The following is a 23,493-nucleotide window of genomic DNA, read 5'->3' as shown; positions in this document are numbered from 1 at the left end:
ATAGTCCTTATGCCATGCCTGCTGTTTGTTTCATATTAGAATTGGTTCTCTACTATTTCGGAGAGCACATCCTTCATTTCCATGCCGGCGGCACGCACCTGCTGCGGGATGAACGATGTCTCGGTCATTCCCGGAGTGGTGTTGATTTCAAGCATATTGATTTTGTCCGAGCCGTCAGCGTTCTTTGAAATGATGTAGTCAATGCGTATTATGCCGTTGCAGTGGAGTATGTCATAGATGGCGGAGGTTATCTTTGCCACGCGTTCTGCTGTCTCCGGAGCAAGTCTGGCAGGAGTAATTTCCTCGACCATACCGTTGTATTTAGCATCGTAGTCAAAGAATTCGTTGTTTGTGACCACTTCTGTTGCAGGGAGCACCACGCTCTTTCCGCGGGTCTTGTAGCATCCCTGGCTGATTTCCGTGCCTTCGAGATAGCCCTCTATCATCACCTCGTTGCTTTCGAGGAAAGCCTTTCGGAGAGCCGGTGCAAGGTGGTCAGCGTCCTTCACTTTGCTGATTCCGAAGCTGGAACCGTCGGCAGCAGGCTTGACGAACAGTGGCAGGCCGAGTTTCTCCACTATCTCTTTCTCGTCAAGTTTGTGCTCATCGCCGTGGCGCACAAGGATGCTGTCGGCTACGGAGACACCGAATCCGCGCAGATAGTTGTTGAGTGTGAACTTGTCAAAGGTAAGTGCCTCGACAAGCACGCTGCTTGTGGAATAAGGGATATGGAGCAGTTCGAAGTAGCCCTGCAGGTAGCCGTTCTCTCCCGGTGCTCCGTGAATGGTGATATAGACATAGTCAAACCGGCGCTTTGTGCCGTCTTCCATGAATGAGAAGCCGTTCTTGTCAATCTTTGCAGTGCCACCATTGTCAAGGTGGACTCTCCAGTCTGTCCCTTTGAATTCTACGATATATACATTATAACGCTCCTTGTCGAAGAAGGAATAGATACCCTGTCCTGAGCGCATTGATACGCCGTGCTCACTTGAGTCACCGCCACAAACAATAGCAATAGTACGTTTCATGTTCTTTTTCTTGTTCTTTTCTTATGTTCCTGTGTGCTGATTCCGTTTATTCTCCGCTGCCGCCGTTCTCCTTGAAGGTGTTGCGTGTTGTCCCTGCAATGAAGTCCTGCCATTTCCTGATGACAGCCCCAAGGTCTTCAGGCAGGTCGGACGTGAAGTCCATCTGCCTGTTTGTCACAGGGTGGACGAAGCCGAGTGTCTTTGCATGCAAGGCTTGTCGCGGACAGAGCTTGAAGCAGTTCTTGATGAATGCCTTGTAGGATGTCGACCGTTCCCCACGAAGGATTTCCATGCCTCCATATCTTTCGTCGGCGAACAGCGGGTGTCCGATGTGCTTCATGTGGGCACGAATCTGGTGGGTGCGTCCCGTTTCGAGGATACATTCCACAAGAGTGGTGTAGCCATAGCGTTCAATCACCCGCCAATGGGTCACTGCCGGCTTGCCTATGCCCGAGTCCGGCGCGGTGACAGTCATGCGCAGACGGTCCTTCGGGTCACGTGTGATGTTGCCTTCGATAGTCCCATCGTCCTCTTTCATGTGTCCCCATACAAGCGCATGGTAAGAGCGGTGGGTTGTCTTGTTGAAGAACTGCTTGCCGAGATGCTGCTTTGCCTCGGGAGTTTTGGCGATAAGGAGCAGGCCGCTTGTGTCCTTGTCGATACGGTGGACAAGCCCCACCTCAGGCGAATTAGGGTCATATTCCGGCACATCCTTCATGTGCCATGCCATGGCATTCACCAGTGTGCCTGTGAAATTGCCGGCTCCGGGGTGGACAACCATACCTGCTTCCTTGTTGACAACCATCAGTTGGTCATCCTCATAGACAATGTTCAGCGGTATGTCCTCCGCCACAATGCTTGTGTCGTGTGGCGGGCGGGTAAGCATAAGTGTCAGCACATCGCCCGGGCGCACCTTGTAGTTAGACTTTACAGGTTTTCCGTTGGCATGTATGTAGCCGGCATCCGCCGCCTGCTGTATTCTGTTGCGTGACGAGTGCTGCATGTGTTCCGACAGGAATTTGTCAATGCGCAGAGGTTCCTGTCCGGCATCTGCCACGATGCGGAAATGTTCATACAGCCCGTTTTCGTCAGCAGTGGTTTCTGCCGGTACGTACAACAGTTCGTCGTCTTCCGGTGTTTCGTATTGTGTAATCATTGTTTCTTTTCTGTTCATGGTGATTATTCCACAACCTCTTCAAACGGATCTTCCTCCGTCATGATGACCTCTTCCTCCATTGTCTCTTCCGGTTCATGGTCTGTGACAAAGAGTTCTTCCTCATCGTCAAGCTGTCCGTTGCCGACTTGCAGTGACACCATGACATCAAGAGGGACACTGTCGCCGGCGGAAAGGTTCTTGCCTCGTGCCACAATGCCATAGACCCAGTCTTTCTCTCCTGTGACATATTGTGGTGCGCCGACCTTGAATCCGAGAGTCTTCAGTTTCGCGGTGGCCTCCCGCAACGAACTGTTGTCGACGACATCCGGTATTACCAGTGTCGGCTTTTGTGATGCGTTGACAGTGACGAAGATGCATCTTTTGCTTTTGACGAGTTCGCCTGCCTCCGGTGTCTGTTGCAGTATGCAGTCAGGCGGTAGCATGCGGTTGTATCCGGTGTCGGAGACCATGATGAGAAGCCCTGCGTCCGTCATCAGTTTCTTTGCATCTTCGAACTTCTTGCCTTCAAGGTTAGGCACTTTGATGGCTTCTCCGTGGTGGGTGTAGATGTCCGTTCCGATGCTTAAGGCGACAACGAATGCAATGGCGACTATTGCCATCAGTACAATGTTGAGCCAGACGTACTTGCTTCCGAGTTTCCGGAAAAAGGTCTTTGTGGTCATTGCGTGATTGTTTGTTGAGAAATAAAATCAGGAGCAAAATTACAAAAAATATTTTTAAATAAGGTATAATAAGTGGTTTTTTATTGTTTCTGGAGGAATATAATTGGAAATGTAAGGCTGACCGAAGTTTGAGAAATAGAATGTGGAGGAAAAATAATGACTATGCTTTTGGCTTGGGAAATGAACGCTATTACTTTTGCATGCAAACAAAAATGCGCATTGATTTGCCCCACAACACAGCTGAAATTATGGGGCACTCCAAGAATATCCAAAAGGTAAAATGGCATGTATAGCCAAACAAAATTGAATTGCAAAAATACGCATGCCTTTCTTGCAAGCATTTCCATACTTAATGTGGCTCCGTCACATTCCTATGGGGGGGGAGAATTATGCGGAACACAAGAGTGACTTGCAAAACACAGTCAGGGGATGCTATTTGACTATAAAAAAAACGTGAGTGCAGATAGGAAATGGCATATCTCATCCGCTGCAGGACTTTTCGCCATGCTGGTTTCCGTAACGGAAAAATGCCCGTTGCTTTAATTTCTAACCGAATAACTCAGAATGGCTGCCAAGCCTGATCAGTTTGATGACATCGGCATCCCTGTCATACCATATGAGAAGAAAGTCACCTTCGATATGGCACTCCATATGTCCGGCATATTCACCTGACAGCATGTGTGGTCGATATGATGCCGGTATGGTTTCTTCCTTACGCAATTTGTCAACCAAATCGTAAAGCTTTTTCAACTTTGCAGGCTGGTTTGAGTAGCATTTTAAATCCTTCTTAAAGCGCTTTCCGCTCTTGACCTCTTTCATTTGACATCAAGGGATGAAAGGAATGAATCGAAACTCTCCATGTTGACAGTTGTAAGGTTAGCGTCATCTTGCGCATCAATCATGGCGGCTTGCGTAGTGGCGTTTGGTGTGTGGTAAGCAACATCCATAAGCACAGACTCCACATAGTTGTCAAGACTGCGATTGTCAAGTGCTGCCAACTGCTTCAAGCGTTCCAATAGTTCCTCACTCAAGCGAAACACTGCCGATTTTCTGTTAATTGCTATTTCCATAGTGCTATCGTTTAGATTGCAAAGATAATGCTAACCGAGTGCAGAAGAGCTTGCTCTTATTGCCGAGGTGCAGCTTGTCTTTTATGCAAAGGTATATATTTTTGGTCTCACAAGCAAATATATTTGCATAAAGTTTTGGATGATAACGATTTTTTTCTGCTATTTTTTTATTGAAATTTACTTCTCCGTTTCATGACATGGTTGGCAAAATGCATTGTGCCCTAAGCCTTCATAAAATGAAAGGTCACCTTTTGCATTGCAAATCGTTACGAATCACCGTGTGAAAGGTAACCTTTCGTAAGGCAAAGTGTTACCTTTTGTTTTGCAGGCAAATATTTGGCGTTTGTGCGTGGTTTGTTGTGCAAAAGAAAAAGGCAACAGAAGCCTGTACCTCTGCTGCCTTTTCAGACAAGAATGTGTCTTGTGAGTGTCTCTGCAATGACCATTCCGGCACGGAAGCGTACACCCCGCAGTCCTCATGGTTATGGAAACGCTGACGGAATCAGCGATTATTTTCCGTGGTGCTCGTCAGAGACAGTGAGCTTCTTGCGGCCATGTGCACGGCGGGAAGCGAGTACTCGGCGACCGTTCTTAGTCTTCATGCGCTCGCGGAAACCGTGCTTGTTCACGCGGCGGCGATTGTGTGGCTGGAATGTTCTTTTCATTTTATTGTAATTTTGTTGTTATTTTGCTTTATTGTCTATAATTCACAATTCGGGATGCAAAAGTACGTAATTATTTTGAAATAAGCAAGAAATAATTGAATTTTCATGTAAAAATAAGCGATTTTTAAGAAAAAAGTAGTACCTTTGCAAACGGAAATAAGTGAAAAGCGCCTGTGTCGTGCCGTTATGCCGCTGTCGTCGGTCTCACCGTCTGTGTGTTCCTTTTGCGGCAGTTGAGGGGCGGCAGGGTGCATGGAACTTGGAATAATTTACAAACATAATAATCAAAAAATAAAAAATGGTTCAGTCACAAGACATCAAGAAAGGCACTACTATCCGTATGGATGGAGGCATTTGGGTTTGCATCGACTTCATGCACCGCAAGCCGGGTAAGGGAAACACTATCATGAACGTGAAGCTGAAGAACGTCAGCGACGGCCGTGTGCTGGAGCGCCGCTTCAACATCGGCGAGCGACTTGAGGATGTACGCATCGAGCGCCGTCCGTTCCAGTTCCTCTATGTTGACGGTGAGGACTACATCTTCATGAATCAGGAGACTTACGACCAGGCTCCTATCGCCAAGGATCTCGTAATCGGCGTTGACTACATGAAGGAGAACGACATCGTGGAGGTTGTCTATGACACAACTGACGGTAACGTCCTCTACGCAGAAATGCCTGCCAAGACAACTCTCCGCATCACTCATTCCGAGCCAGGCATCAAGGGCGACACTGCCACAAACGCAACAAAGCCTGCCACTCTCGAGACAGGTGTCGAGGTTCGTGTGCCTCTCTTCATCAACGAAGGCGAGCTTATCGTCGTTGACACACGTGACGGCAGCTACGTACAGCGCGTGAAGGAATAAGGCGGAGTTCTAAAAATTTGTCTCTGACAGAGCCTTCACGACAATAAGTGGAGGTATTGAAAACATAATTTTTAGAACACACCTGTGATATGAAATATTCGGTAATAGTTCCGGTCTATAACCGCCCTGACGAGGTAGAGGAACTCCTTGCGAGCCTTGACCGTCAGAGCATGAAGGACTTTGAGGTCATCATCGTGGAGGACGGCTCTGCTGTCCCCTGTGAAGGTGTGTGCCGCCGGTATGCCGGCAGACTGGATATCCATTACTACAACAAACAAAACTCCGGACCGGGTCAGAGCCGTAACTACGGCGCTGACAGGGCTTCCGGAGCTTTTCTTTTGATACTTGACTCCGACGTTGTGCTGCCTGACGGATACATGGAGGCGGTGGACAACGAACTGTATGGTGGCTCTTGTGGTGCTTCCTCTGTGCGGCAGTCTACGTCATGTGACGCTTTCGGTGGACCTGACGCAGCCCATGAGTCGTTCACTCCGACGCAGAAGGCAATCTCTTACTCCATGACCTCGTTCTTCACGACGGGCGGAATACGCGGTGGAAAGACCAAGCTCGACAAGTTCTTCCCGCGCTCTTTCAACATGGGCATACGCCGTGAAGTGTATCAAAAGTTGGGCGGTTTCTCGAAAATGCGCTTCGGTGAAGACATAGATTTCTCTTACCGCATAGTCGAAGCGGGCTACAAGACGCGCCTTTTCCCCACGGCATGGGTGTGGCACAAGCGCCGCACGGACTATAGGAAGTTCTGGCGACAGGTATATAATAGCGGTATCGCGCGCATAAACCTTGAAAAGCGTCATCCCGGAACGATGAAGCTCGTCCACATGCTCCCTATGGTGTTCACTGTTGGCGTGGTCATGCTGCTCTGCATATCGTTCACAGGCAGGATGCTGATGGTCTACGGACCGGGACCTGACCCTCTGCACCGCTGGTATTGGTTGTGTGCAGCACCGCTTGTTCCGCTGCTGCTTTATTCGCTCCTTATAGCCGTCGATGCCGGTGTGCGCTACAAGTCCGTTGGGGTGGGAGTGAAGAGCATTGTAGCCGCCTTTGTCCAACTGATGGGCTACGGTTGCGGATTCCTTTACGCATGGTGGCAGCGGTGTGTGCTCGGAAAAGACGAGTTCCACGCGTTTGACAAGACATTCTATAAATAATTCGGTGACTGTTTTCCCATGCTTTGGCGAGGTATATCAATGAACCGCTACGCGGTTTGCTTTTACAGTCGTTTGTTCGTATATATCACATTGGTTAATTAACGGTTGTTGCCACGCAGATAAACGGTTGTTTCCACACAAACAAGCAACTGTCACCACGTCAATAAACAATGTCGCAGCGGTTAGAAAAGATAATTGTATGGCAGAATGGAAAGTTTCGGAAGTCTTCGGTCCTGACAAACTGAAGATAAACCAATGGAGTGAGGAGGACCGTCCAAGGGAAAAGCTTGGACGGCTCGGTGCCGGTGCGCTGTCGTCCGCAGAGCTTCTTGCCATACTTATAGGCTCCGGCTCGGCGGACGAGAATGCCGTGGAGCTTATGCAGAAGGTGCTTCACGGTTGCGGAAACTCGCTGAAGTCTCTCGGTCGCATGACCGTTGACGACCTTAAACGCTACAAAGGAATCGGTGAGGCGAAGGCGATAACCATCCTTGCAGCCTGTGAGCTTGGCAAGCGCCGTCAGCAGGAAGGTGCTGCGGAAAGGCTTGACCTCTCCAGTGCGCAGTCCATTTACGAGTATCTTCACCCCAAGATGCAGGACCTTCCCACGGAGGAGGCATGGATATTGCTGTTGAACCATAACTTCAAACTTATCGGCGATGCCATACGTCTCTCACAGGGCGGTCTGACGGAAACGGCTGTCGATGTGCGCCTTATTGTGCGCCATGCCATAATGAACAATGCGACGGTTGTCGTATTGGCGCATAATCATCCGTCGAACAATGTCCGTCCTTCACATAATGATGATAACATAACAAGGCAGGTTGGGGATGCTCTGAGGCTGATGCGCCTTCATCTTGCCGACCATTTAATAATAACTGATGGTAACTATTACAGTTACCAGGAACACGGAAAACTATGACACAAGAAGAAAAGATACAGATAGAGGAACGCATCGTAGAGGTGCTTCAGACTGTTTATGATCCGGAGATACCTGTAAACATCTACGACCTCGGGCTGATTTACAAGATTGACCTCGCTGAGGATGGTGCTTTGGACATCGACATGACGTTCACCGCTCCTTCATGCCCTGCCGCGGACTTTATCCTTGAGGATGTCAGGACAAAGGTTGAGGCTGTCGTCGGAGTGACTTCCGCCACCATTAATATGGTCTTTGAGCCGGAGTGGGACAAGTCCATGATGACCGAAGAGGCGAGAGTGGAACTCGGATTTGAGTGATAAATGTTGTGGCAGGGCTTTTAGTTCTGCAGGTTTCGGTGCCTTTGTGACGGTTCGCCGGCAAAGGCTGTACACTTAAGTGCGTATGGAATTATGAAGAAGGTGTATTTTATTTCTGATGCGCATCTTGGCAGTTGGGGGATTCCGCATGCAAGGATGCAGGAGCGCAGGCTCGTCAGATTCCTTGACTTGATAAAGAATCAGGCAAAGGCTGTCTATCTCCTTGGCGACATGTTTGACTTTTGGTATGAGTGGAAATACGCCGTACCAAAGGGCTACACACGCTTTCTTGGCAAGATTTCCGAACTGACGGACATGGGTGTGGAGGTGCATTACTTCACCGGCAACCATGACATCTGGATGTATGGCTATCTTGAAGAGGAATGTGGTGTCATTATCCATCGTGAGCCGGCAACACTGGAGATATATAATAAGGTGTTCTACCTTGCCCATGGCGACGGATTGGGTGACCCGGACAAGGAGTTCAAACTCATCCGCGGTGTGTTTCATAACAAGCTGTGCCAACGTCTCTTCTCGTTGTTGCATCCGCGCATCTCCATGTGGTTCGGGCTTTCATGGGCAAAGCATTCGCGCATGAAGCGTGAGCGTCAGGTGGCAGGCGAGTGTCCTGATGCCGTGCAAGGCGCGGAAGGCACGCGATTCAATGGTAACGTGGGAGTCCGCTACAACAGTTCCGGAGAATTGGAGTATCTCGGTGAGGACAGGGAGCATCTTGTGCTGTATTCTAAAGAGTACCTTGCCACTCATCCTGATGTGGACTATTGCATCTATGGACACCGCCATATAGAGCTTGACCTCATGCTTTCTGCCGACAAGCGCATGCTCATCCTTGGCGATTGGATTACGCAATTCACTTATGCAGTGTTTGACGGAGAGCATCTCCTCATGTCAGAATATGAAGAAGGCGCGACACAGTTTTAGGCTGTGACGCGCCTTCTTTCTGTTTTTGTTAAAGATTGTTTGAATTACACATTTGGTCAGTTTTTTGCTATATATACCATACAAATTGGCGTAGAATGCATGCATGTTTTGTTGTTGTGATGCTATATTTGTTAAATTTGTGGCGATTTGCAGAAGAAGTACAACTGATATATGTCAACTAATAGCTGAAATATGCGTTTTATATACTATTTGCTTGAATTTAGTTGTATGTAATGGTTCTTGTTTTGTAAAAAATGTTTACCTTTGTGGGTGTTTTAATGAACAAATGTTACAAAAGCGGTGAAATTTGTATTAAAATATAACCGTTTTCCTATTGTATAAGACCAATAAAAACATAAATGAAACTAATAAGGACCGCATTACTATTATCAGTTGTACTTTTGTCTTCCATGAACCTTTTTGCCGTTCCTGCAAAGCCGGGACTTGTTACCGTGCGTCAGGCTGACGGGACAGAGATAAAGGTGCGCATTATGGGTGATGAACATTCCCACTATTACCTCAGTGAGGATGGATACCTGCTTGTGAATACCGATGACACCTATTTCTATGCTGACACCGATGCACAACAGAACATCGTGCGTTCAGACATACAGGCGCGTCCGAAGGCAGAGCGTTCCGCAGAAGCTCGCGCTTTCCTTTCAAAAGTGGATATGGCGAATGTCATGAAGGCACTTGCGAAACACAGTGATAGAGCAAGGGCGGCACGCGCGCCGCACCGCAATGTGGGACTGTTTGATGTTGGATTCCCGTCCATGGGAAAGCAGAAAGGTCTTGTGGTGCTTGTGGAATATCAGGATGTGAAGTTCAACCTGAGCGACCCTTACAGCTATTTCAGCCGTATGCTCAATGAGAATGGCTTCTCTGATTATGGTGGGACAGGATGCGCGGCTGAGTATTTCCGCAAATCGTCAATGGGCAAGTTTGAGCCTGAATTTGATGTTTACGGACCTGTTACCTTGTCCAAGAACATGAGCTATTACGGTGGCAATGACTACGGTGGCAATGATTCTAATCCGGAACAAATGGCGATAGAGGCATGCCAGCTACTTGATGGTTCTGTTGACTTTTCGGAGTATGACCGCGATGGCGACGGCTTCATTGACAATGTGTTTGTGTTTTATGCCGGGCGTGGTGAGGCAAGTGGCGGAAGTGCCAATACAGTGTGGCCTCATGCTTGGAACATAACGGCTGCCACTTCCACACCTTACGTGTTTGACGGTGTCCGCCTTGACCGTTACGCTTGCACTAATGAGTGGCAGGGCTCACGTCCGGACGGAGTGGGCACTTTCATTCATGAGTTCTCTCATGTCATGGGATTGCCTGATTTGTATGCCACAAGCTATACGTCGGCATTCACTCCGGGCACATGGTCGGCACTTGACTACGGACCATATAACAATAACGGATGCACGCCACCGTTATACTCTGCCTACGAGCGTTATGCTTTAGGCTGGATAGAGCCTAAAGTCCTTGATAAGCCTGAGACGGTTACGTTGCGCGACATATCATACAATGACGCATGTATCGTGAAGACAAAGAGCGAGAATGAGTTCTTTTTGTTCGAGAACAGGCAGCAGCAGGGGTGGGACAAATATATCCCCGGACATGGAATGCTTGTATGGCATGTGGACTATAACAAGTTGGTATGGGACAGGAATACTGTGAATAATGACGCTTCCCACCAGTATGTTGACATTGAGGAAGCTGACGGCATAAGGAGTGAAAGCACGCGTGCCGGTGATGCTTTCCCCGGTACGGCGGGTGTAACCTCATTCACCGATGACACCAACCCGTCGATGAAGACATGGAATGGCACAAAGTTGGATAAGCCTATAACAGAGATAACCGAGACCGGAGGTATAATAAGGTTCAAGGTCTCCGGTGGCCTGATACCTCCTGAGCCTGTCAAGGCACAGCCTGCGACAGAAATCACTGCTGGCACTTTCGTTGCACATTGGGACGCATCGGAAGAGGCGGAGTCTTATGTCATATCGGCTTATGCTAAGACTAAGACAAGTGACGACCGTGAGATGCTCAGCTATGTCAACGGATTCTATAACCTTAATGTGGGTAATGCTACAAGTGTGAAGGTTGAAGGATTGAATCCTCTCACAGAGTATTTCTATATCGTCTATGTTGTCAATGAGAATGGCAAAAGCAAAGCATCCAATGAGGTGAAAGTCACTACAGGAGAGCCGACATTTGATTTCTACCGTCCTGTTGCAAAGGCGGCAGAGAATGTTTCTTCCAACTCTTTTGTGGCAAATTGGGAACTGGTGGATGAGGCCGTTGAATACCACCTTGACGTTTACACAAAGACATGGAGCGACTTTGACCATGACATAAATGGGTTTGACAATGGTGTGAAAGACCAACCGGAAGGATGGACAACCAACTCCTCACAGTCTTATGCCAATACCGCATACTCCGGCATTGCAATCCCGGCGTTGCGTCTGGCTTCCGACGGCAGCTATATAGAGTCGCCTGCATACAGTGCCGATATCCGCTCTGTCTCTTTCTGGCATCGTGGCTCCAAGGCTGCTGCCGAGAACCGCATACGTGTCAGTGCCCGCAATGTTTCAGGCGCATGGACGCTTGTCGGAGAGGAGGAAATCGAGAATGGCGCAGGAGGAAAGACTGTGAAAATAGACAATCTGCCGGAAGGAACGCGTGCCGTAAGAATCGAGTACAGCATGAAAGGTGCAGGTTCGCTTGCCATTGACGACATTGATGTTGAGTGGGGCGGACGCGCAGAACTTAACGGACAGACATTCTTGATACAGGACAACAGCCGTACTTACCTGCTTATTGACAATCTGCAACCGTCAACCGACTACTATTATACCGTTATGGCGACAAACGGCACTCTTAATTCCCTTGTGTCAAATGAGGTTAAGGTTAGGACAAAAGCCGTGCCAACCGCTATCTCAGATGTTACAGCAAACTCGCCGTCAGTGAAAGTGACAGGCAACAGCCTTTTCATAAGCGGTGCGGAAGGGCAAAACATTGTGGTTACAGACATAGCAGGACGCGTTATATACAAAACGCAACATGCTGCTGAAAATGCAGCGGTAAGCCTGGCTTCTAAAGGAATCTACCTTATAAGGATTGGCAAAACAAAGACCATAAAGATACAGCAATAAGAATGTTGGCGGAATAAAAGGGGGCTTCTTCCGCCGCATGAGTATGAACAAATAGCCCCCACAATCGAGTACAATGAAAAGATTGTTTACTTTCGCAATCCTTGGAATGATTGCATCGTTGACTTTCGCTCAGGCTCCTGTGGCAAAAAGCAAGGCTGTCTTCAACAAGATAGAGCAACGCCTTGACTACACAACCATGAAGTCTCTTGCCACAGAGGCTAAGGAAGCGAAGGCAATGGAGAAAGCAAAGGCGGAGAAAGCCGCAGCTGCCACAGAGAAATCTTTCTCTAAGTTCCGCACTTCCACATTCGCTATGCCGTGGACGCAGAGCATGAAAGGTCAAGTGCTGGCAGGTGTGAAGTTTGATGCCAAGAGAACAGCGGCTGCCACAATGAGCAAGAGCCGTCGCAAGACGACAACTCAGGAAGGTAATGTCACTGTAACTACCGATGAGCATGGTATCATCACTGATGTCACAGGTGTGGCACCGAAGATGTATCAGCGCGCAACAACGGGAGCGGCTTATTATTACAACAACGGTGGCGTGTCTCTCGCCACGCAGTCTGGTGCCGTGGAAATCATCGAGGATGGCAGCAATGTCTACATCAAGAACCCTATCACACGCTATACCACGGGTGCTTGGGTCAAGGGTGTGAAAGTGAACAACACCATCTCTGTCGCTACAAAGCAACCTCTGTTGTATAACGCGCAATACACAACAACAATAAGTCTTCGTTGGGGCGTTATCCCTGCAAGCGGAGAAGGCATTTCCGTAGCTGATGATATAGCAGACTCTTTCACATTCACTATCAACGGTGATGTCCTCACTCTTGAAGGCACAATTGCTTATGATGGCACAGCAGACGCTCCATATATGGGTGCATTTTGGGATGACGAAAAACGCTTCACCGGTTATGGCGATGCAGCAACAGTGCTGACTTACGACCCAACCTACACACCTCCTTCAACAACACTTGTGACCCTGCCTGAAGGTGCTACTGTAACAGAATGGTTCCTTAACGGCAATTCCGTATCTCCTTCTTCCACAACCCCTGTCAAGAACTCAAAAATCAATGTCGCTTTCGTAGACAACGATGTTTATGTTCAGGGACTTTCCGTGAACTTCCCAACAGCGTGGGTTAAGGGTACTATTGACGGTACAACAGTGACATTCGGCAAATTCCAGTATGTTGGCATCACACAGAATCAGGACTGTTGGTTCGTCGGTTATAACACAGTCACAAAGGCGCTGAAGGATGCTGTCGCTACTTATGACGCTTTGACAAAGACCATTTCTTTCTCTGACGAAATCCTTATCAACGCAGCTTCTGACCGCGTTTATTATGCAGAGTGGTATAGCGATGCTGTCCTCACAGCAGAGAAGAAGGAATTCACAGAGCCTGTAATCACAGACCTCACCACTACTCTGCCTTATCTCAACACTCTCGACACAGACGAGGAGCAGGCTGAGGCTGCCATTTACGACGCTAATGATGACAAGAGCACATTCTCATTTGAGAAGAATTCTACCTCCGGCAGCATGGCAGCACGCTATCGCTACGGTTCTGTGGCTGCAGACGACTATCTCGTGTTCCCGGGCATGGCTCTTGAGGCAGGCAAAACCTATAAGATTTCTATTGATGCAGCCTCCTATAGTCCAAGTTACCCTGAGCGTGTAGAGGTTTTGGCAGGCAAGGAAGCAAAGGCTTCAAAGTTTGATATACCTGTAATCGCTTCTACCGACATCGCTTCAAAGGAGTACCTGACTCTGAGCAACGGCGAATTCACAGTTAGTGAGGACGGTGTCTACTATTTCGCAGTACATGCCATTTCCGATGCAGACCAGTTCTACCTTTGGATTGACAACTTCTCAGTAAAGGAGAATGACGCTGCTGCTCCTGCTTCTGTCGCAGACCTTAATGTCGTTGCTGACGCACAGGGTGCCAACAAGGCCACTGTCACATTCACTATGCCTGCTGCAACAATCGGAGGTGCAGCACTGACAAGCGAACTGACCGCCGAGATTAAGCGTGACGGCAATACCATCGCTACAAAGACAGGTGCGGCAGGCTCTGCAGTCAGCCTCGATGACGCAGTTGATGCAGCAGGTTTCTACACCTATTCTGTGACAACATCTTATGACGGACGTGTTAGCGACGCTGCCGAACTAAAGGCGTACATCGGCTACGATACACCTCACTACATTGAGAACATCACTATTGCCGACAAGAGCGGTGTGGTTGCACTTGCATGGGAAGCTCCTACAACAGGTGCTAATGGCTATGTCATTAACCCTGCTGATTTCAAGTACAATGTATATCCTGTGGAAATGATGGAATTCTTTGGCATGACATTCCCTGTCACTGACTATGAGAATCCTTATAAGACAGGTCTGACAGAGACTGCTGCGGACATCGAATTCGATACAAACTCCGGTGAGCATGGCTTTGCATATTTCGCTGTGACAACAACCAATACAACAGGCGAGTCTGAGGACGCTTATGCTTCTGTCGTTACCGGTGCTCCTTACACAATGCCGTTCAAGGAGTCTGTTGCCGGCGCTTCACTGTCTTACTGGTGGGGAACAGCATCCGATTCAAACAACAGGGTTCTCGAAGGTGGTGTGTATATAGCAGAAGAAGACGCTTCAGACAGCGATGGAGGCTGCTTCGCACTTGTCGGCAAGACAGCCGGCTGGGTAAGCCTTGAGTCCGGTAAAATCGCACTTGCCGGCACTGCAAACCCTGTAGTGACATTCGACCATAAGGCTACAAGCGCCATCTCTTTCGATGTCATAGCAATCACTCCTAAGGGTGAGACAAAGTTGGAAACAATCACTTCCGGCACAAGCTATGCTCCTGCAAAGGTTTCTCTCGTTCAGTTTGCTGACGAGGATTGGGTGCGCCTTGTTCTCAAAGCCAACTACACAGCTGCCGGCAATCTCTTCATAGACAATGTGAAGGTTTACAACTGCCTTGACCACAACCTTGTGGCAACAAAGATTTTCGCTACTCCAAGTGTTGAGGCAGGAAAGGACATCGAAATCAATGTCGAGGTCGAGAACCAAGGTTCTGTTAACGTAGAGGCAGGTGCTTACACCGTAGAGCTCTACTGCAATGGTGAAAAGGTGAATACTACTGAAGGTCCTGCCATAGCAAGCGATGCCAAGGCAACTGTTGCATTCATCGAGAAGACAACTGTCATGACATCAGGCAAGCTTTCTTGGAACGCTGTTGTTGTTTACGCTGCCGATGAGGACAACACCAACAACGCAACTGCTACTGTCAGCACAACAATCAAGACTTCAAACTATCCTGCAGTGACCGACCTCACAGGTCAGCAGAACGGTGCAAATGTTGAACTCTCATGGAGTGAGCCGAACCTTGATGCGGCGCAGCCTGTAACCGTTACTGACGATTTCGAGAGCTATGATTCATTCTCCACTACAGCAGGCGATTGGACATTCGTCGATGTTGACCAGTCTCCTATCGGCGGCTTCCAGAATCTGGATATTCCAAACATTCCACAGCAGTCCCTCCAGTCATTCTGGGTACACGACGTGACGGATGCCGCCCTCTTCAACCAGTCTTTCGCGGCTCATTCCGGAACAAAGTATCTTGGTTCAATGTTCCGCTATGATGGCGGACAGGTTGACGACTGGGCTATCTCTCCAATGCTCAGCGGCAACGCGCAGACAATCTCTTTCTATGCTCGCAGCTACTCTGCCGACTATCCTGAGACAATAGAGATTCTCTATTCTACAACAGGTAAGGACATCGCTGACTTCACCACAATAGAGACGCATGCGGACATTTCTGCAGAATGGACAGAGTACACTGCCGAGCTTCCTGCCGGAGCGAAATATTTCGCTATCCGTTCAAAGGCGGCAGATGCATTCTTCCTGATGATTGATGACGTCACTTATGAAATGATTGATGTTCCTGCCGACCTCTCTCTCGTGGGATACAATGTCTACCGCGATGGCGAGAAGCTCAACGCAGAGCCTGTCGCTGAGACTGAGTACACAGACGCCAACGTGGCAGAGGGTGAGCACTCTTATGTTGTGACTGTTGTCTACACTCAGGGCGAGTCAAAGGCATCAAATGTCTTCACTCTCAAGACTACCGGTATCGAGAATGTCGAGGCAGGCATAGCAGCCAAGAGTGGCAATGTCTACACTGTTGAGGGTGTTCTGGTACGCAAGGCCGGTGAGAGCCTTGACGGACTGAAGAGCGGACTCTACATAGTCAATGGCAAGAAAGTCATCATAAAGAAGTAAAGTCAAGTTTCTGACGATAAAAGCAAACTATTCAAATACTGCCGTGGCACGAATGCTGCGGCAGTATTTTTTTGCCGATATATTATTAGTGTTAGTTGTGGCAAAATTCCATAGTATCGTGAATTCGATGCATTTTGTGTATAGTGAGTATTCGTCGAACTCATGTGATTTGATGGCATTGGTTTGCTGCATTGAAAATCCTAAGGTAATAAGTGACAGAATGAAAGGTAACCTTTTACATTGCGAAAGGTTACCTTTCGTTCTGCAAAGCCTTGCCTTTTACCAAGTGAAGTGTTACCTTTCGCAAAACCAATAGTGCTTTAACATCCGTTATTGTTTGTGTTTAGCGAAAACGCCAAGATGTATGTCTTTATGGTAGTGTTTGTGCTGTTTCTGTTACATATTGAAAGTTTGTCGGGAAAACCTCATATAAATGCCGGTGTATATGGCATGCAGACACAGCTTTTCCGCATACAGCAAAGAGCCGTACCACATCCATTAAAGGTGATGTGATACGGCTCTCTACCGTCAAAAATGTATCAAGGAAACGTTATTGCATGCTCACTTTTAGCCATGAGGGGCTTTCCGCTCTTTCACCATATAAAAGGCTATAATAGCGAAGAACACGGCAAGTATTATGGACATTTCCATGATATGCCCCATAGGGTCTACCCATATTTCCTTGAAGAATCCGTTGCGTGCGGCTATCTCCACGAATGTCCAGAAGATTATCACTGTCGCAAGGGCGAAGCGTATGTTCCTGCCCCATGCACTGATGCGCAGCTGTTTGCACAGCATAAGCAAGGAGGCTGTGAGTGCCACGGCACCTATGGTGTAGGTGACAGGGTGGGAGCTGCCAAGGAACACTGGGTCGTAGCAGAACATAAGGAGGAGGTACAGCCCCCACATCATGATGTTCCATTCCATGAAGACCACGATGCTTGCATGATGCGCCATGGGGCGGAGCTCGATGTTGCCCTCTATGCCGCAGTGCTTCTGCACCCATTGCATGAAGTTGCACCCTGTGCGTGAGCAGAAAAGGTACAGCACCATGAACATCATCCACATGCCGAAGGTGGCAGGCATGATGAGATATTCCGGGCGTGAGCCACGCAGTTCCTTGGTTTCCGCACGGCTGAATTCCTCCAAAGGCTGTCCGTTGATGAGGAAATCGTGGCTTGCGGCAATGCCGTCGATGTAATGGGAGGTTGTCTGCACTATGCCTGAGCCGACAAGGTCGCAGTGTGTGCCGTAGCGTTGGGCATAGTATGCGAGCAGGAACTCCACCCAACCCGTCCAAAAGAGCATGGCACCGCTTATTCCCCAAATGGTCTGGCGTGTGTCACCTTTCTGAAAAGCACCGCAGATTGTTATCACAAGTCCGGCAAGTCCCATGAGGAATGCGCTGTAGTGCAGGGCTTCCGGTGACAGGAAATGCTCCATGAGAATCATCAGTGCGTGACCCAATGGCATGAGAAGGAGCACGACAAGGAAGCTGCCGAGAGTCTTTCCGTAGTGCCGTTTCGTGGTTGCCACGTTGTGGTTGTTTGTTCTTTCTGTGTTCATAATATTTGTTTTTGTTATGGCATAAGAATCCCCAAGCGGACATTTTTTTGCCATGTGGCATGCCCGCTTATGAGGGAAATTCAGTATGTGGTTTGGGAATTAGAAGATTTTGTCTATGTCCAGCGACAGTCCTACCATGGCGTTGAAGCCCGTGGTTAGCGGTGCGTTGTAGTAATAGTAGTCCGGACGGTAGTCGAAAATGTTGTCAAGGGTCACGCAGACTTGCGCGAAAGGCATGATGCGTGCCGACATCTGCAGTTTCCAAAGGGAGTAGGTGGGGTAGTGTACGGTGACAGTGCCTTCCTCCGGGTGGGAAATGACGATGTATTCCGTGTTATTTACGGATGACAGTGCGCGCCCTGACAGCGCAACGTTCAGTCCGAAATTCTTGCAGAACTGCTTGTTCCAGTCCACTCGTGCGGTAAGGGAATGCGGTCTTGCCGGCATGTACTGGTTGACGCTTGTCTTGGCATCTTCGTGGGAGAAGACATAGGACAGTCTGGCACTTATGCCGTTATGCCATCGTGCCTGAGCGGTAGCCTCAATGTTGTAGACATCCATTTTGCCGATGTTCACATAGTCGAGGTAGAGCTGGCGGTTATCCCCGGGCATGTAATAAGGCACGCCTGTCGTTATTCTGTTATCCACTTTGTTGTAGTAGCCGGCAACGGTGAAATTGTAGCAGCCCTTTACATAATCGGCAGAGAGTGTGAAATTGTGGCTTGTCTCAGCCTTAAGGTCTTTGTTGCCAAGCACAATCCAGATGCTCGCCATGTCAAAGTCATAGTACATTTCCTTCAGCGTTGGGGCGCGGAAGCCCATGCCGTAGGAAGCGCGGAAGGTCAGGTTCTGCAGCGGATTATAGCGTGCGGAGAGCTTGGGAGTGAAATGTGACTTTGCGCCATGGGTGAAATGGTCGTAGCGAAGTGCACCTACGAGTTCCCATTGCTTGTTGATGCGCCAGTCGTACTGTGCGAAAATGTCGAACGACTCCTGGTGGCGGTTGCCGTCAAGGTTGTTGTTCATGAGAAAATCGTACATGTAGTCGCCGCCGATTGTCAGCACATCATCCTCACGGAAATAATGGCTGAAGAGCAGACGAGTAACATTCTGGACGTTAGAGTAATTGCGCACATCAAGTTTTTTTGTTCTCATGAACTGCGATTTGTCATATTGGTCAAAGGAATATGCCAGCATCATGTGCGCCCGGTCAGAGATTTTCCACTGCCCTTTGAGACCGGCAGAGTAGCCACGGTAACGTTCCGGTGTGTCAACGTTTCTCTCCACAGAGCGGAAGAAATAGCCTGCGCGTCCCAGAACGGAAAGGTTCTTGGCGATGTCAACGGAGAAATTGTCCTTGAAATTCCATGTCTTGTCGCCGTAAACCTCAGAGAAAGTGTGTGCAAGAGGGTTGTTTCCATTGTTGTGTACGGAATAGTTGTCAGCCGAAGTGCGTGAGACCGTCAATGTGTTTGAGAAGTTTCCCTTGCTCAATCCGAAGACCATGTTATGCCGTTGGCTGTCATGCTCAGCGAATCTTGTGTCAAGGTGCAGTGACCATGGTGCTTTGTTGCGTCGTGTGATGATGTTTACCACACCGCCGGCGGCATTGGAACCGTACAATGCTGATGCCGCTCCCTTGACGATTTCGATGCGCTCCACATTTGCCATTGACAGGCGTGTGAAGTCGATGTTGTCCATTGTCTCGCCCGCAATGCGCTCGCCGTCGACGAGGAAAAGGACGCTCTGCCCCGCGAATCCCGAGAGGTTCATGTTCACCTGCTGGTTCATGGCGTAGGAGAATTCTATGCCCGGCAGTTCTTGTTGCAGGAGTTCCTCAATGTTTGTGGCATCAGTCTTGGCGATGTCTGCTGCGGAAATGACACGCGTCTGTATGGGGGTGTCCTTGAGAGTCTTAGGGGTTCTTGTGCCCGTCACTACAACTTGGTCAAGGTCCATGTTGCGCCAGATGCTGTCATTCTGTGCCAAGGCTGGCATGAATGATGACGCAAAGAGTAGTCCGAGATATGTTTTCTTGTTCATAATGGATACTTGTAGTTGATTGTGAGGCAGCATTTTGTGCCATTGGGGCTTATGTAGTCGGCAAGTTGCAGTGCTGCAAACGTGCCGTCTTGCATGGCAAGGATGAAGACATGGTTGTTGTGGGCGAATACGGGAGGGATAGGTGGAATGCTCATTGTGAGCCATCCGCTGAGCACTTTGTTGGTGTTTATGCCTTGCGAGGGGACGATGAGCGACATCATCGTTGATGCATCGCTCCACACCTCGTTCTCGCTCCATTCGTCAGCGGTGAACTCTGCATCTGTCAGCACTGTGGGATTTACATCTGAAATGTCTGTCAATGGTGATTCCCACACGCCTTTCACAACAGCTGGGTTTGTGCGGACATTGTCGCGGTGGACGGCGAATGTCCATGATTCCGGTTCCGGTTGTGCTGCTGTCGGTATAAATTCGCGGAACTCATTCTTGCTTAATCCTCCGTTAAAGATGTCATACCAATATTTGTACAGTCCCGGTTTCCGGTGTCCGTTCACTGCTTCTGCATCTCCGGTGGCTTCCATTGGGATCTCAATGGTGATGAATGCGCTTGAAGCGTCATAGCCGTCATTGTCCTTGGCTTGCTCGCTTACTGCGACAAGGTCGAGGTAATGCCATTCCGTCCATGACGAAGCGTCAATGTAAACTTGCCATTTGGTCGGTTCTATCGTTGGCGGTTCGTCATAGACAAAGTCAAAACCACCTTCGCATCCGCTCAGAACCATGGCGGGAAGGATAAGACTCAGGATGTAAGATGATATTTTTTTTAGCATTTGTTTATTAAAAAATGATTTTGCGGGTGCAAAGGTACTGATTTCCCAATGCACTCGCAATACCTAAAAATATGTATTTCCAAAATCTTGTCATTGGCAGCTGCCGACATAAAGCAGAAGCATTGACAGCAGGACAAGTGCAAGGTCAAGCACCTTAGCCTTTAGGTTCTTCTCCTTGAATATCATCGCTCCGAAAAGGAAACTCACAATGACACTGCCTCGGCGCACCATGGAGACTATGCTTATCATCGCTCCGTCAAGTCCGAGGGCATAGAAATAGGCGAAGTCCGCAGCAGAGAGGAACACCGAGATGAGCAGTATTGACCAGCACCAGCGGAACGGAGTGGTCTTCTTTCTGGTAGGCAGCCAGAGAAGGATGAGCATGGCAAGCATCATGAAGAACTGATAAATGTTGTACCATGACTGCACCGCCATCTTGTCAAGCCCTATGCCGCCGTTCTCGGGAGATGCCATAAGGTACTTGTCATAAAGACCTGAGACTGCGCCAAGGACATTGGCGAGGATGACAAAGTAAATCCATTTGTTGTGCCACCAGTTGATTCCCTCCTTCTTGGAGGTCTTCTTCAGCATCTCTATTCCCACGAGAGCGATGATGACACCTGCCCATTGCCACAGGTTAAGGCGTTCGGCGAAGAATGTGGTCGCGCCGACAAGCACCATGACTGGTCGCGTTGCGTTTATCGGACCGACAATGGTCAGCGGCAGATGCTTCAGTCCGAAGTAGGCAAGTAGCCAGCTGCTAAGCACGATACATGATTTCAGCAGTATGTACTTGTGACCTTCCCAGCCGTAGGAGTGGGTGAAAAATAGTGAGTCCTCATTGATTATGCCTTCTGATGAACCAATGATGAAAGGAAGGAATATGAGGGATGAGAAAAGAGTGTTGAGCAGAAGGATTGGTATTACAGCATTATCCTTCAGGCTGTGTTTCTTGAAAACGTCATAAAAGCCTAACAGGCAGGCGGAGAGAAATGCGAGTATGAGCCACATGTCTTTTATGTTACAGAGTCAGGCAGGTCATTGTCTGACCATGCCTGCATAATGTTTTTGTTTGTTATGTTTAATTCATTTGTTATCAAAGGAGGAGTATCCTCATTCCATTCCGGGATAAGTCACGTTCTCAAGGAACAGTGCATGTGCCGGCATGGACTCCCTTGCTTCGCTGCGCCGGTGGGCATCGACAGCCTTCTTGAAGTCCTCCAATGACAGTTTTCCCCTTCCCACATCGACGAGAGTGCCTACAACGGCACGCACCATGTTGCGGAGGAAGCGGTCGGCGGTTATCTCAAAGTACCATTCTCCGGGTGAAGTTTCCACCCATTTGGCAGTGCGCACATCACAGAAGGTGGTCTTCACATCAGAGCCGGCTTTGCAGAACGTGGCGAAATCCTTCACTGTCAGCAAGTATTCCCCTGCCTTGTTCATGGCGTCAAAGTCAAGATTGTAGTGCGTCTCCAAAGAGTATTTGCGGAGGAACGGCGACTTGTGGGTGTGTATATAATAATGATACGTGCGCGAGGTGGCACTGAACCGCGCGTGCATGTCGTCAGCCACTGGCACAATCCTATGTATGGCGATGTCCTGCGGCACCATTCTGTTCAGTCGGAAGCCAACCTGTTCGTGGTCGATGGCTTCCTCTGTCTCGAAATGTGCTGCCATCATGCGTGCGTGGACACCGGTATCTGTGCGCCCTGCACCTACTATTGGGGTTGGTTTGCGCAAGATTGTCGACAGGCAACGCTCAATCTCACCCTGCACGGAGATGGCGTTCGGCTGTATCTGCCAACCATGGTAGTCCGTGCCGTCGTATGAAAGAAAAATGAAATAACGCATTATCGGCATGTGTAGTTATCGATGTTCTTGAATCCGTTGAGGAAATCACGCACAAGCATGCGCTTCTTTCCTGAAATCTGGAGCTCAAGGATTTCAAGCATGTTGTCGGCACATGCAACGAGCAAGCGTCCTTCTTTGACCGTTATCTCGCCGGGATTCATGCCTACGGAAGGGATGTTTGTCTTTGCTGTCTTGAACACTTTCATTGTCAGTGGCTTGCCTTCCTTTGGGACAAGTGTTGTCCATGAACCGGGATAAGGTGACAGACCGCGTATGAAATCATAGACGTTCTTTGCATTCTTTGCCCAGGTTATCTCGCACGTTTCTTTGAAAATCTTCGGAGCATGCTTGGTCGCAGCGGAGTCGTCCTGTGGCATGGACTCCACCTTTCCGTCACACTCGATGACCTTGTCGAGGGTGGAAAGGGCAATCTCCGCGCCAAGATTCATAAGTCCGTCATACACATATTCCACATCGGCATCGTCAGGGATAGGGAACTTGCGTTGCTCAATCACCCTGCCAGTGTCTATGTCGTGGTCAAGGAAGAATGTTGTTACGCCTGTCTCCACCTCACCGTTGATTACCGCCCAGTTGATAGGTGCCGCTCCACGGTACTGCGGAAGGAGGGCGGCATGGACATTGAACGTGCCGAAGCGTGGCATGCCCCACACGACTTCCGGCAGCATGCGGAATGCCACAACCACCTGAATGTCGGCATTATATGAGCGCAATTCCTCCACAAACTCCGGGTCTTTCATCTTCACAGGCTGGAGGACGGGGATGCCATGCTCCATGGCAAACACCTTGACTTGTGACGGTTGCAGTGTGTCCTGATGCCGTCCAACGGGTTTGTCAGGCTGGGTTACGACAGCCACAACGTTATATCCCCCTTTGATAAGTGCTTCGAGTGTGCCCACCGCAAACTCCGGTGTGCCCATGAATATTATGCGTAAATCTTCTTTCTTCATAAGTTTTGTTT

At 49.0% G+C, this 23,493-nt stretch carries 19 protein-coding genes; 7 read left to right on the top strand and 12 right to left on the bottom strand.

What is annotated here, in order from left to right; genetic code table 11:
* Positions 1-35: 35 nt before the first annotated feature.
* The 6 genes from E5358_RS12135 to rpmH all read right to left on the bottom strand — a co-directional run bounded on the left by E5358_RS12135 (position 36) and on the right by rpmH (position 4,602).
* Entirely contained in the window at positions 36-1,028 is a 993-nt protein-coding gene (locus E5358_RS12135) for a D-alanine--D-alanine ligase (protein ID WP_135940440.1), read from the bottom strand.
* 46 nt (positions 1,029-1,074) lie between these two features.
* A complete protein-coding gene (locus E5358_RS12130) occupies positions 1,075-2,202 on the bottom strand; it encodes an RluA family pseudouridine synthase (RefSeq protein ID WP_422121082.1) in 1,128 nt (375 codons plus the stop codon).
* Positions 2,203-2,207: 5 nt separating this feature from the next.
* A complete protein-coding gene (locus E5358_RS12125) occupies positions 2,208-2,867 on the bottom strand; it encodes a PASTA domain-containing protein (RefSeq protein ID WP_135940439.1) in 660 nt (219 codons plus the stop codon).
* Between the two features lie 546 nt (positions 2,868-3,413).
* Positions 3,414-3,686: a type II toxin-antitoxin system YafQ family toxin gene (locus tag E5358_RS12120; protein ID WP_135940438.1), complete on the bottom strand. Its 273-nt coding sequence runs from the start codon at positions 3,684-3,686 to the stop codon at positions 3,414-3,416.
* A complete protein-coding gene (locus tag E5358_RS12115) occupies positions 3,683-3,937 on the bottom strand; it encodes a toxin-antitoxin system protein (RefSeq protein WP_135940437.1) in 255 nt (84 codons plus the stop codon). The genes E5358_RS12120 and E5358_RS12115 overlap by 4 nt, the downstream gene beginning before the upstream one ends.
* A 509-nt stretch (positions 3,938-4,446) precedes the next feature.
* Positions 4,447-4,602: a 50S ribosomal protein L34 gene (rpmH, locus tag E5358_RS12110; RefSeq protein WP_135940436.1), complete on the bottom strand. Its 156-nt coding sequence runs from the start codon at positions 4,600-4,602 to the stop codon at positions 4,447-4,449.
* 298 nt (positions 4,603-4,900) lie between these two features.
* Here rpmH and efp point away from each other — a divergent pair, with 298 nt between their 5' ends.
* From efp to E5358_RS12075, 7 genes are all read left to right on the top strand, one after another.
* Positions 4,901-5,467, top strand: a complete 567-nt coding sequence (gene efp / locus E5358_RS12105; RefSeq protein ID WP_135940435.1) for an elongation factor P — start codon at positions 4,901-4,903, stop codon at positions 5,465-5,467.
* A gap of 89 nt (positions 5,468-5,556) precedes the next feature.
* Positions 5,557-6,639 carry a glycosyltransferase gene (locus E5358_RS12100; protein ID WP_135940434.1) on the top strand — a complete coding sequence of 361 codons (1,083 nt, stop codon included), beginning with the start codon at positions 5,557-5,559 and terminating at the stop codon, positions 6,637-6,639.
* A gap of 199 nt (positions 6,640-6,838) precedes the next feature.
* Positions 6,839-7,561, top strand: coding sequence for a RadC family protein (gene radC / locus E5358_RS12095; protein ID WP_135940433.1), 723 nt, complete (start codon positions 6,839-6,841; stop codon positions 7,559-7,561).
* Complete coding sequence (locus tag E5358_RS12090; protein WP_135940432.1) at positions 7,558-7,878, top strand: metal-sulfur cluster assembly factor; 321 nt, start codon at positions 7,558-7,560, stop codon at positions 7,876-7,878. Before radC ends, E5358_RS12090 begins: the two co-directional genes overlap by 4 nt.
* A gap of 93 nt (positions 7,879-7,971) precedes the next feature.
* Positions 7,972-8,820: a UDP-2,3-diacylglucosamine diphosphatase gene (locus E5358_RS12085; RefSeq protein WP_135940431.1), complete on the top strand. Its 849-nt coding sequence runs from the start codon at positions 7,972-7,974 to the stop codon at positions 8,818-8,820.
* 359 nt (positions 8,821-9,179) lie between these two features.
* On the top strand, positions 9,180-11,984 hold the full coding sequence (locus E5358_RS12080) for a M6 family metalloprotease domain-containing protein (protein ID WP_135940430.1): 2,805 nt from the start codon (positions 9,180-9,182) through the stop codon (positions 11,982-11,984).
* A gap of 73 nt (positions 11,985-12,057) precedes the next feature.
* The gene (locus E5358_RS12075; RefSeq protein WP_135940429.1) at positions 12,058-16,263 is read left to right on the top strand and encodes a CARDB domain-containing protein; all 4,206 of its coding nucleotides are present in this window, start codon (positions 12,058-12,060) and stop codon (positions 16,261-16,263) included.
* 567 nt (positions 16,264-16,830) lie between these two features.
* Here E5358_RS12075 and E5358_RS12070 read toward each other — a convergent pair.
* The 6 genes from E5358_RS12070 to fmt form a co-directional block, all read right to left on the bottom strand.
* Positions 16,831-17,829 (bottom strand): hypothetical protein, encoded by a 999-nt coding sequence (locus E5358_RS12070; protein ID WP_135940428.1) that lies wholly within the window; start codon positions 17,827-17,829, stop codon positions 16,831-16,833.
* 99 nt (positions 17,830-17,928) lie between these two features.
* Entirely contained in the window at positions 17,929-19,872 is a 1,944-nt protein-coding gene (locus E5358_RS12065; RefSeq protein WP_135940427.1) for a TonB-dependent receptor plug domain-containing protein, read from the bottom strand.
* A complete protein-coding gene (locus tag E5358_RS12060) occupies positions 19,869-20,660 on the bottom strand; it encodes an HmuY family protein (protein ID WP_135940426.1) in 792 nt (263 codons plus the stop codon). Before E5358_RS12060 ends, E5358_RS12065 begins: the two co-directional genes overlap by 4 nt.
* Positions 20,661-20,750: 90 nt before the next feature.
* On the bottom strand, positions 20,751-21,671 hold the full coding sequence (locus E5358_RS12055) for a DMT family transporter (protein WP_135940425.1): 921 nt from the start codon (positions 21,669-21,671) through the stop codon (positions 20,751-20,753).
* 102 nt (positions 21,672-21,773) lie between these two features.
* Positions 21,774-22,517, bottom strand: coding sequence for a tRNA pseudouridine(38-40) synthase TruA (gene truA, locus E5358_RS12050; RefSeq protein ID WP_135940449.1), 744 nt, complete (start codon positions 22,515-22,517; stop codon positions 21,774-21,776).
* Positions 22,514-23,482 carry a methionyl-tRNA formyltransferase gene (fmt, locus tag E5358_RS12045; protein ID WP_135940424.1) on the bottom strand — a complete coding sequence of 323 codons (969 nt, stop codon included), beginning with the start codon at positions 23,480-23,482 and terminating at the stop codon, positions 22,514-22,516. Before fmt ends, truA begins: the two co-directional genes overlap by 4 nt.
* Positions 23,483-23,493 lie beyond the last annotated feature (11 nt).

Origin of the sequence: Palleniella muris, assembly GCF_004792655.1 — a bacterium.
Classification (GTDB): Bacteria; Bacteroidota; Bacteroidia; order Bacteroidales; family Bacteroidaceae; genus Prevotella; species Prevotella muris_A.
The sequence above is the reverse complement of the archived record's forward strand: the minus strand, read 5'-3'. Positions and strand labels throughout refer to the sequence as shown.

What these genes read in the sequence shown, in the direction of transcription:
- E5358_RS12135 (WP_135940440.1), bottom strand. Translation starts at nt 1,028, where the DNA reads ATGAAACGTACTATTGCTATTGTTTGTGGCGGTGACTCAAGTGAGCAC.
- E5358_RS12130 (WP_422121082.1), bottom strand. Translation starts at nt 2,202, where the DNA reads ATGAACAGAAAAGAAACAATGATTACACAATACGAAACACCGGAAGAC.
- E5358_RS12125 (WP_135940439.1), bottom strand. Translation starts at nt 2,867, where the DNA reads ATGACCACAAAGACCTTTTTCCGGAAACTCGGAAGCAAGTACGTCTGG.
- E5358_RS12120 (WP_135940438.1), bottom strand. Translation starts at nt 3,686, where the DNA reads ATGAAAGAGGTCAAGAGCGGAAAGCGCTTTAAGAAGGATTTAAAATGC.
- E5358_RS12115 (WP_135940437.1), bottom strand. Translation starts at nt 3,937, where the DNA reads ATGGAAATAGCAATTAACAGAAAATCGGCAGTGTTTCGCTTGAGTGAG.
- rpmH (WP_135940436.1), bottom strand. Translation starts at nt 4,602, where the DNA reads ATGAAAAGAACATTCCAGCCACACAATCGCCGCCGCGTGAACAAGCAC.
- efp (WP_135940435.1), top strand. Translation starts at nt 4,901, where the DNA reads ATGGTTCAGTCACAAGACATCAAGAAAGGCACTACTATCCGTATGGAT.
- E5358_RS12100 (WP_135940434.1), top strand. Translation starts at nt 5,557, where the DNA reads ATGAAATATTCGGTAATAGTTCCGGTCTATAACCGCCCTGACGAGGTA.
- radC (WP_135940433.1), top strand. Translation starts at nt 6,839, where the DNA reads ATGGCAGAATGGAAAGTTTCGGAAGTCTTCGGTCCTGACAAACTGAAG.
- E5358_RS12090 (WP_135940432.1), top strand. Translation starts at nt 7,558, where the DNA reads ATGACACAAGAAGAAAAGATACAGATAGAGGAACGCATCGTAGAGGTG.
- E5358_RS12085 (WP_135940431.1), top strand. Translation starts at nt 7,972, where the DNA reads ATGAAGAAGGTGTATTTTATTTCTGATGCGCATCTTGGCAGTTGGGGG.
- E5358_RS12080 (WP_135940430.1), top strand. Translation starts at nt 9,180, where the DNA reads ATGAAACTAATAAGGACCGCATTACTATTATCAGTTGTACTTTTGTCT.
- E5358_RS12075 (WP_135940429.1), top strand. Translation starts at nt 12,058, where the DNA reads ATGAAAAGATTGTTTACTTTCGCAATCCTTGGAATGATTGCATCGTTG.
- E5358_RS12070 (WP_135940428.1), bottom strand. Translation starts at nt 17,829, where the DNA reads ATGAACACAGAAAGAACAAACAACCACAACGTGGCAACCACGAAACGG.
- E5358_RS12065 (WP_135940427.1), bottom strand. Translation starts at nt 19,872, where the DNA reads ATGAACAAGAAAACATATCTCGGACTACTCTTTGCGTCATCATTCATG.
- E5358_RS12060 (WP_135940426.1), bottom strand. Translation starts at nt 20,660, where the DNA reads ATGCTAAAAAAAATATCATCTTACATCCTGAGTCTTATCCTTCCCGCC.
- E5358_RS12055 (WP_135940425.1), bottom strand. Translation starts at nt 21,671, where the DNA reads ATGTGGCTCATACTCGCATTTCTCTCCGCCTGCCTGTTAGGCTTTTAT.
- fmt (WP_135940424.1), bottom strand. Translation starts at nt 23,482, where the DNA reads ATGAAGAAAGAAGATTTACGCATAATATTCATGGGCACACCGGAGTTT.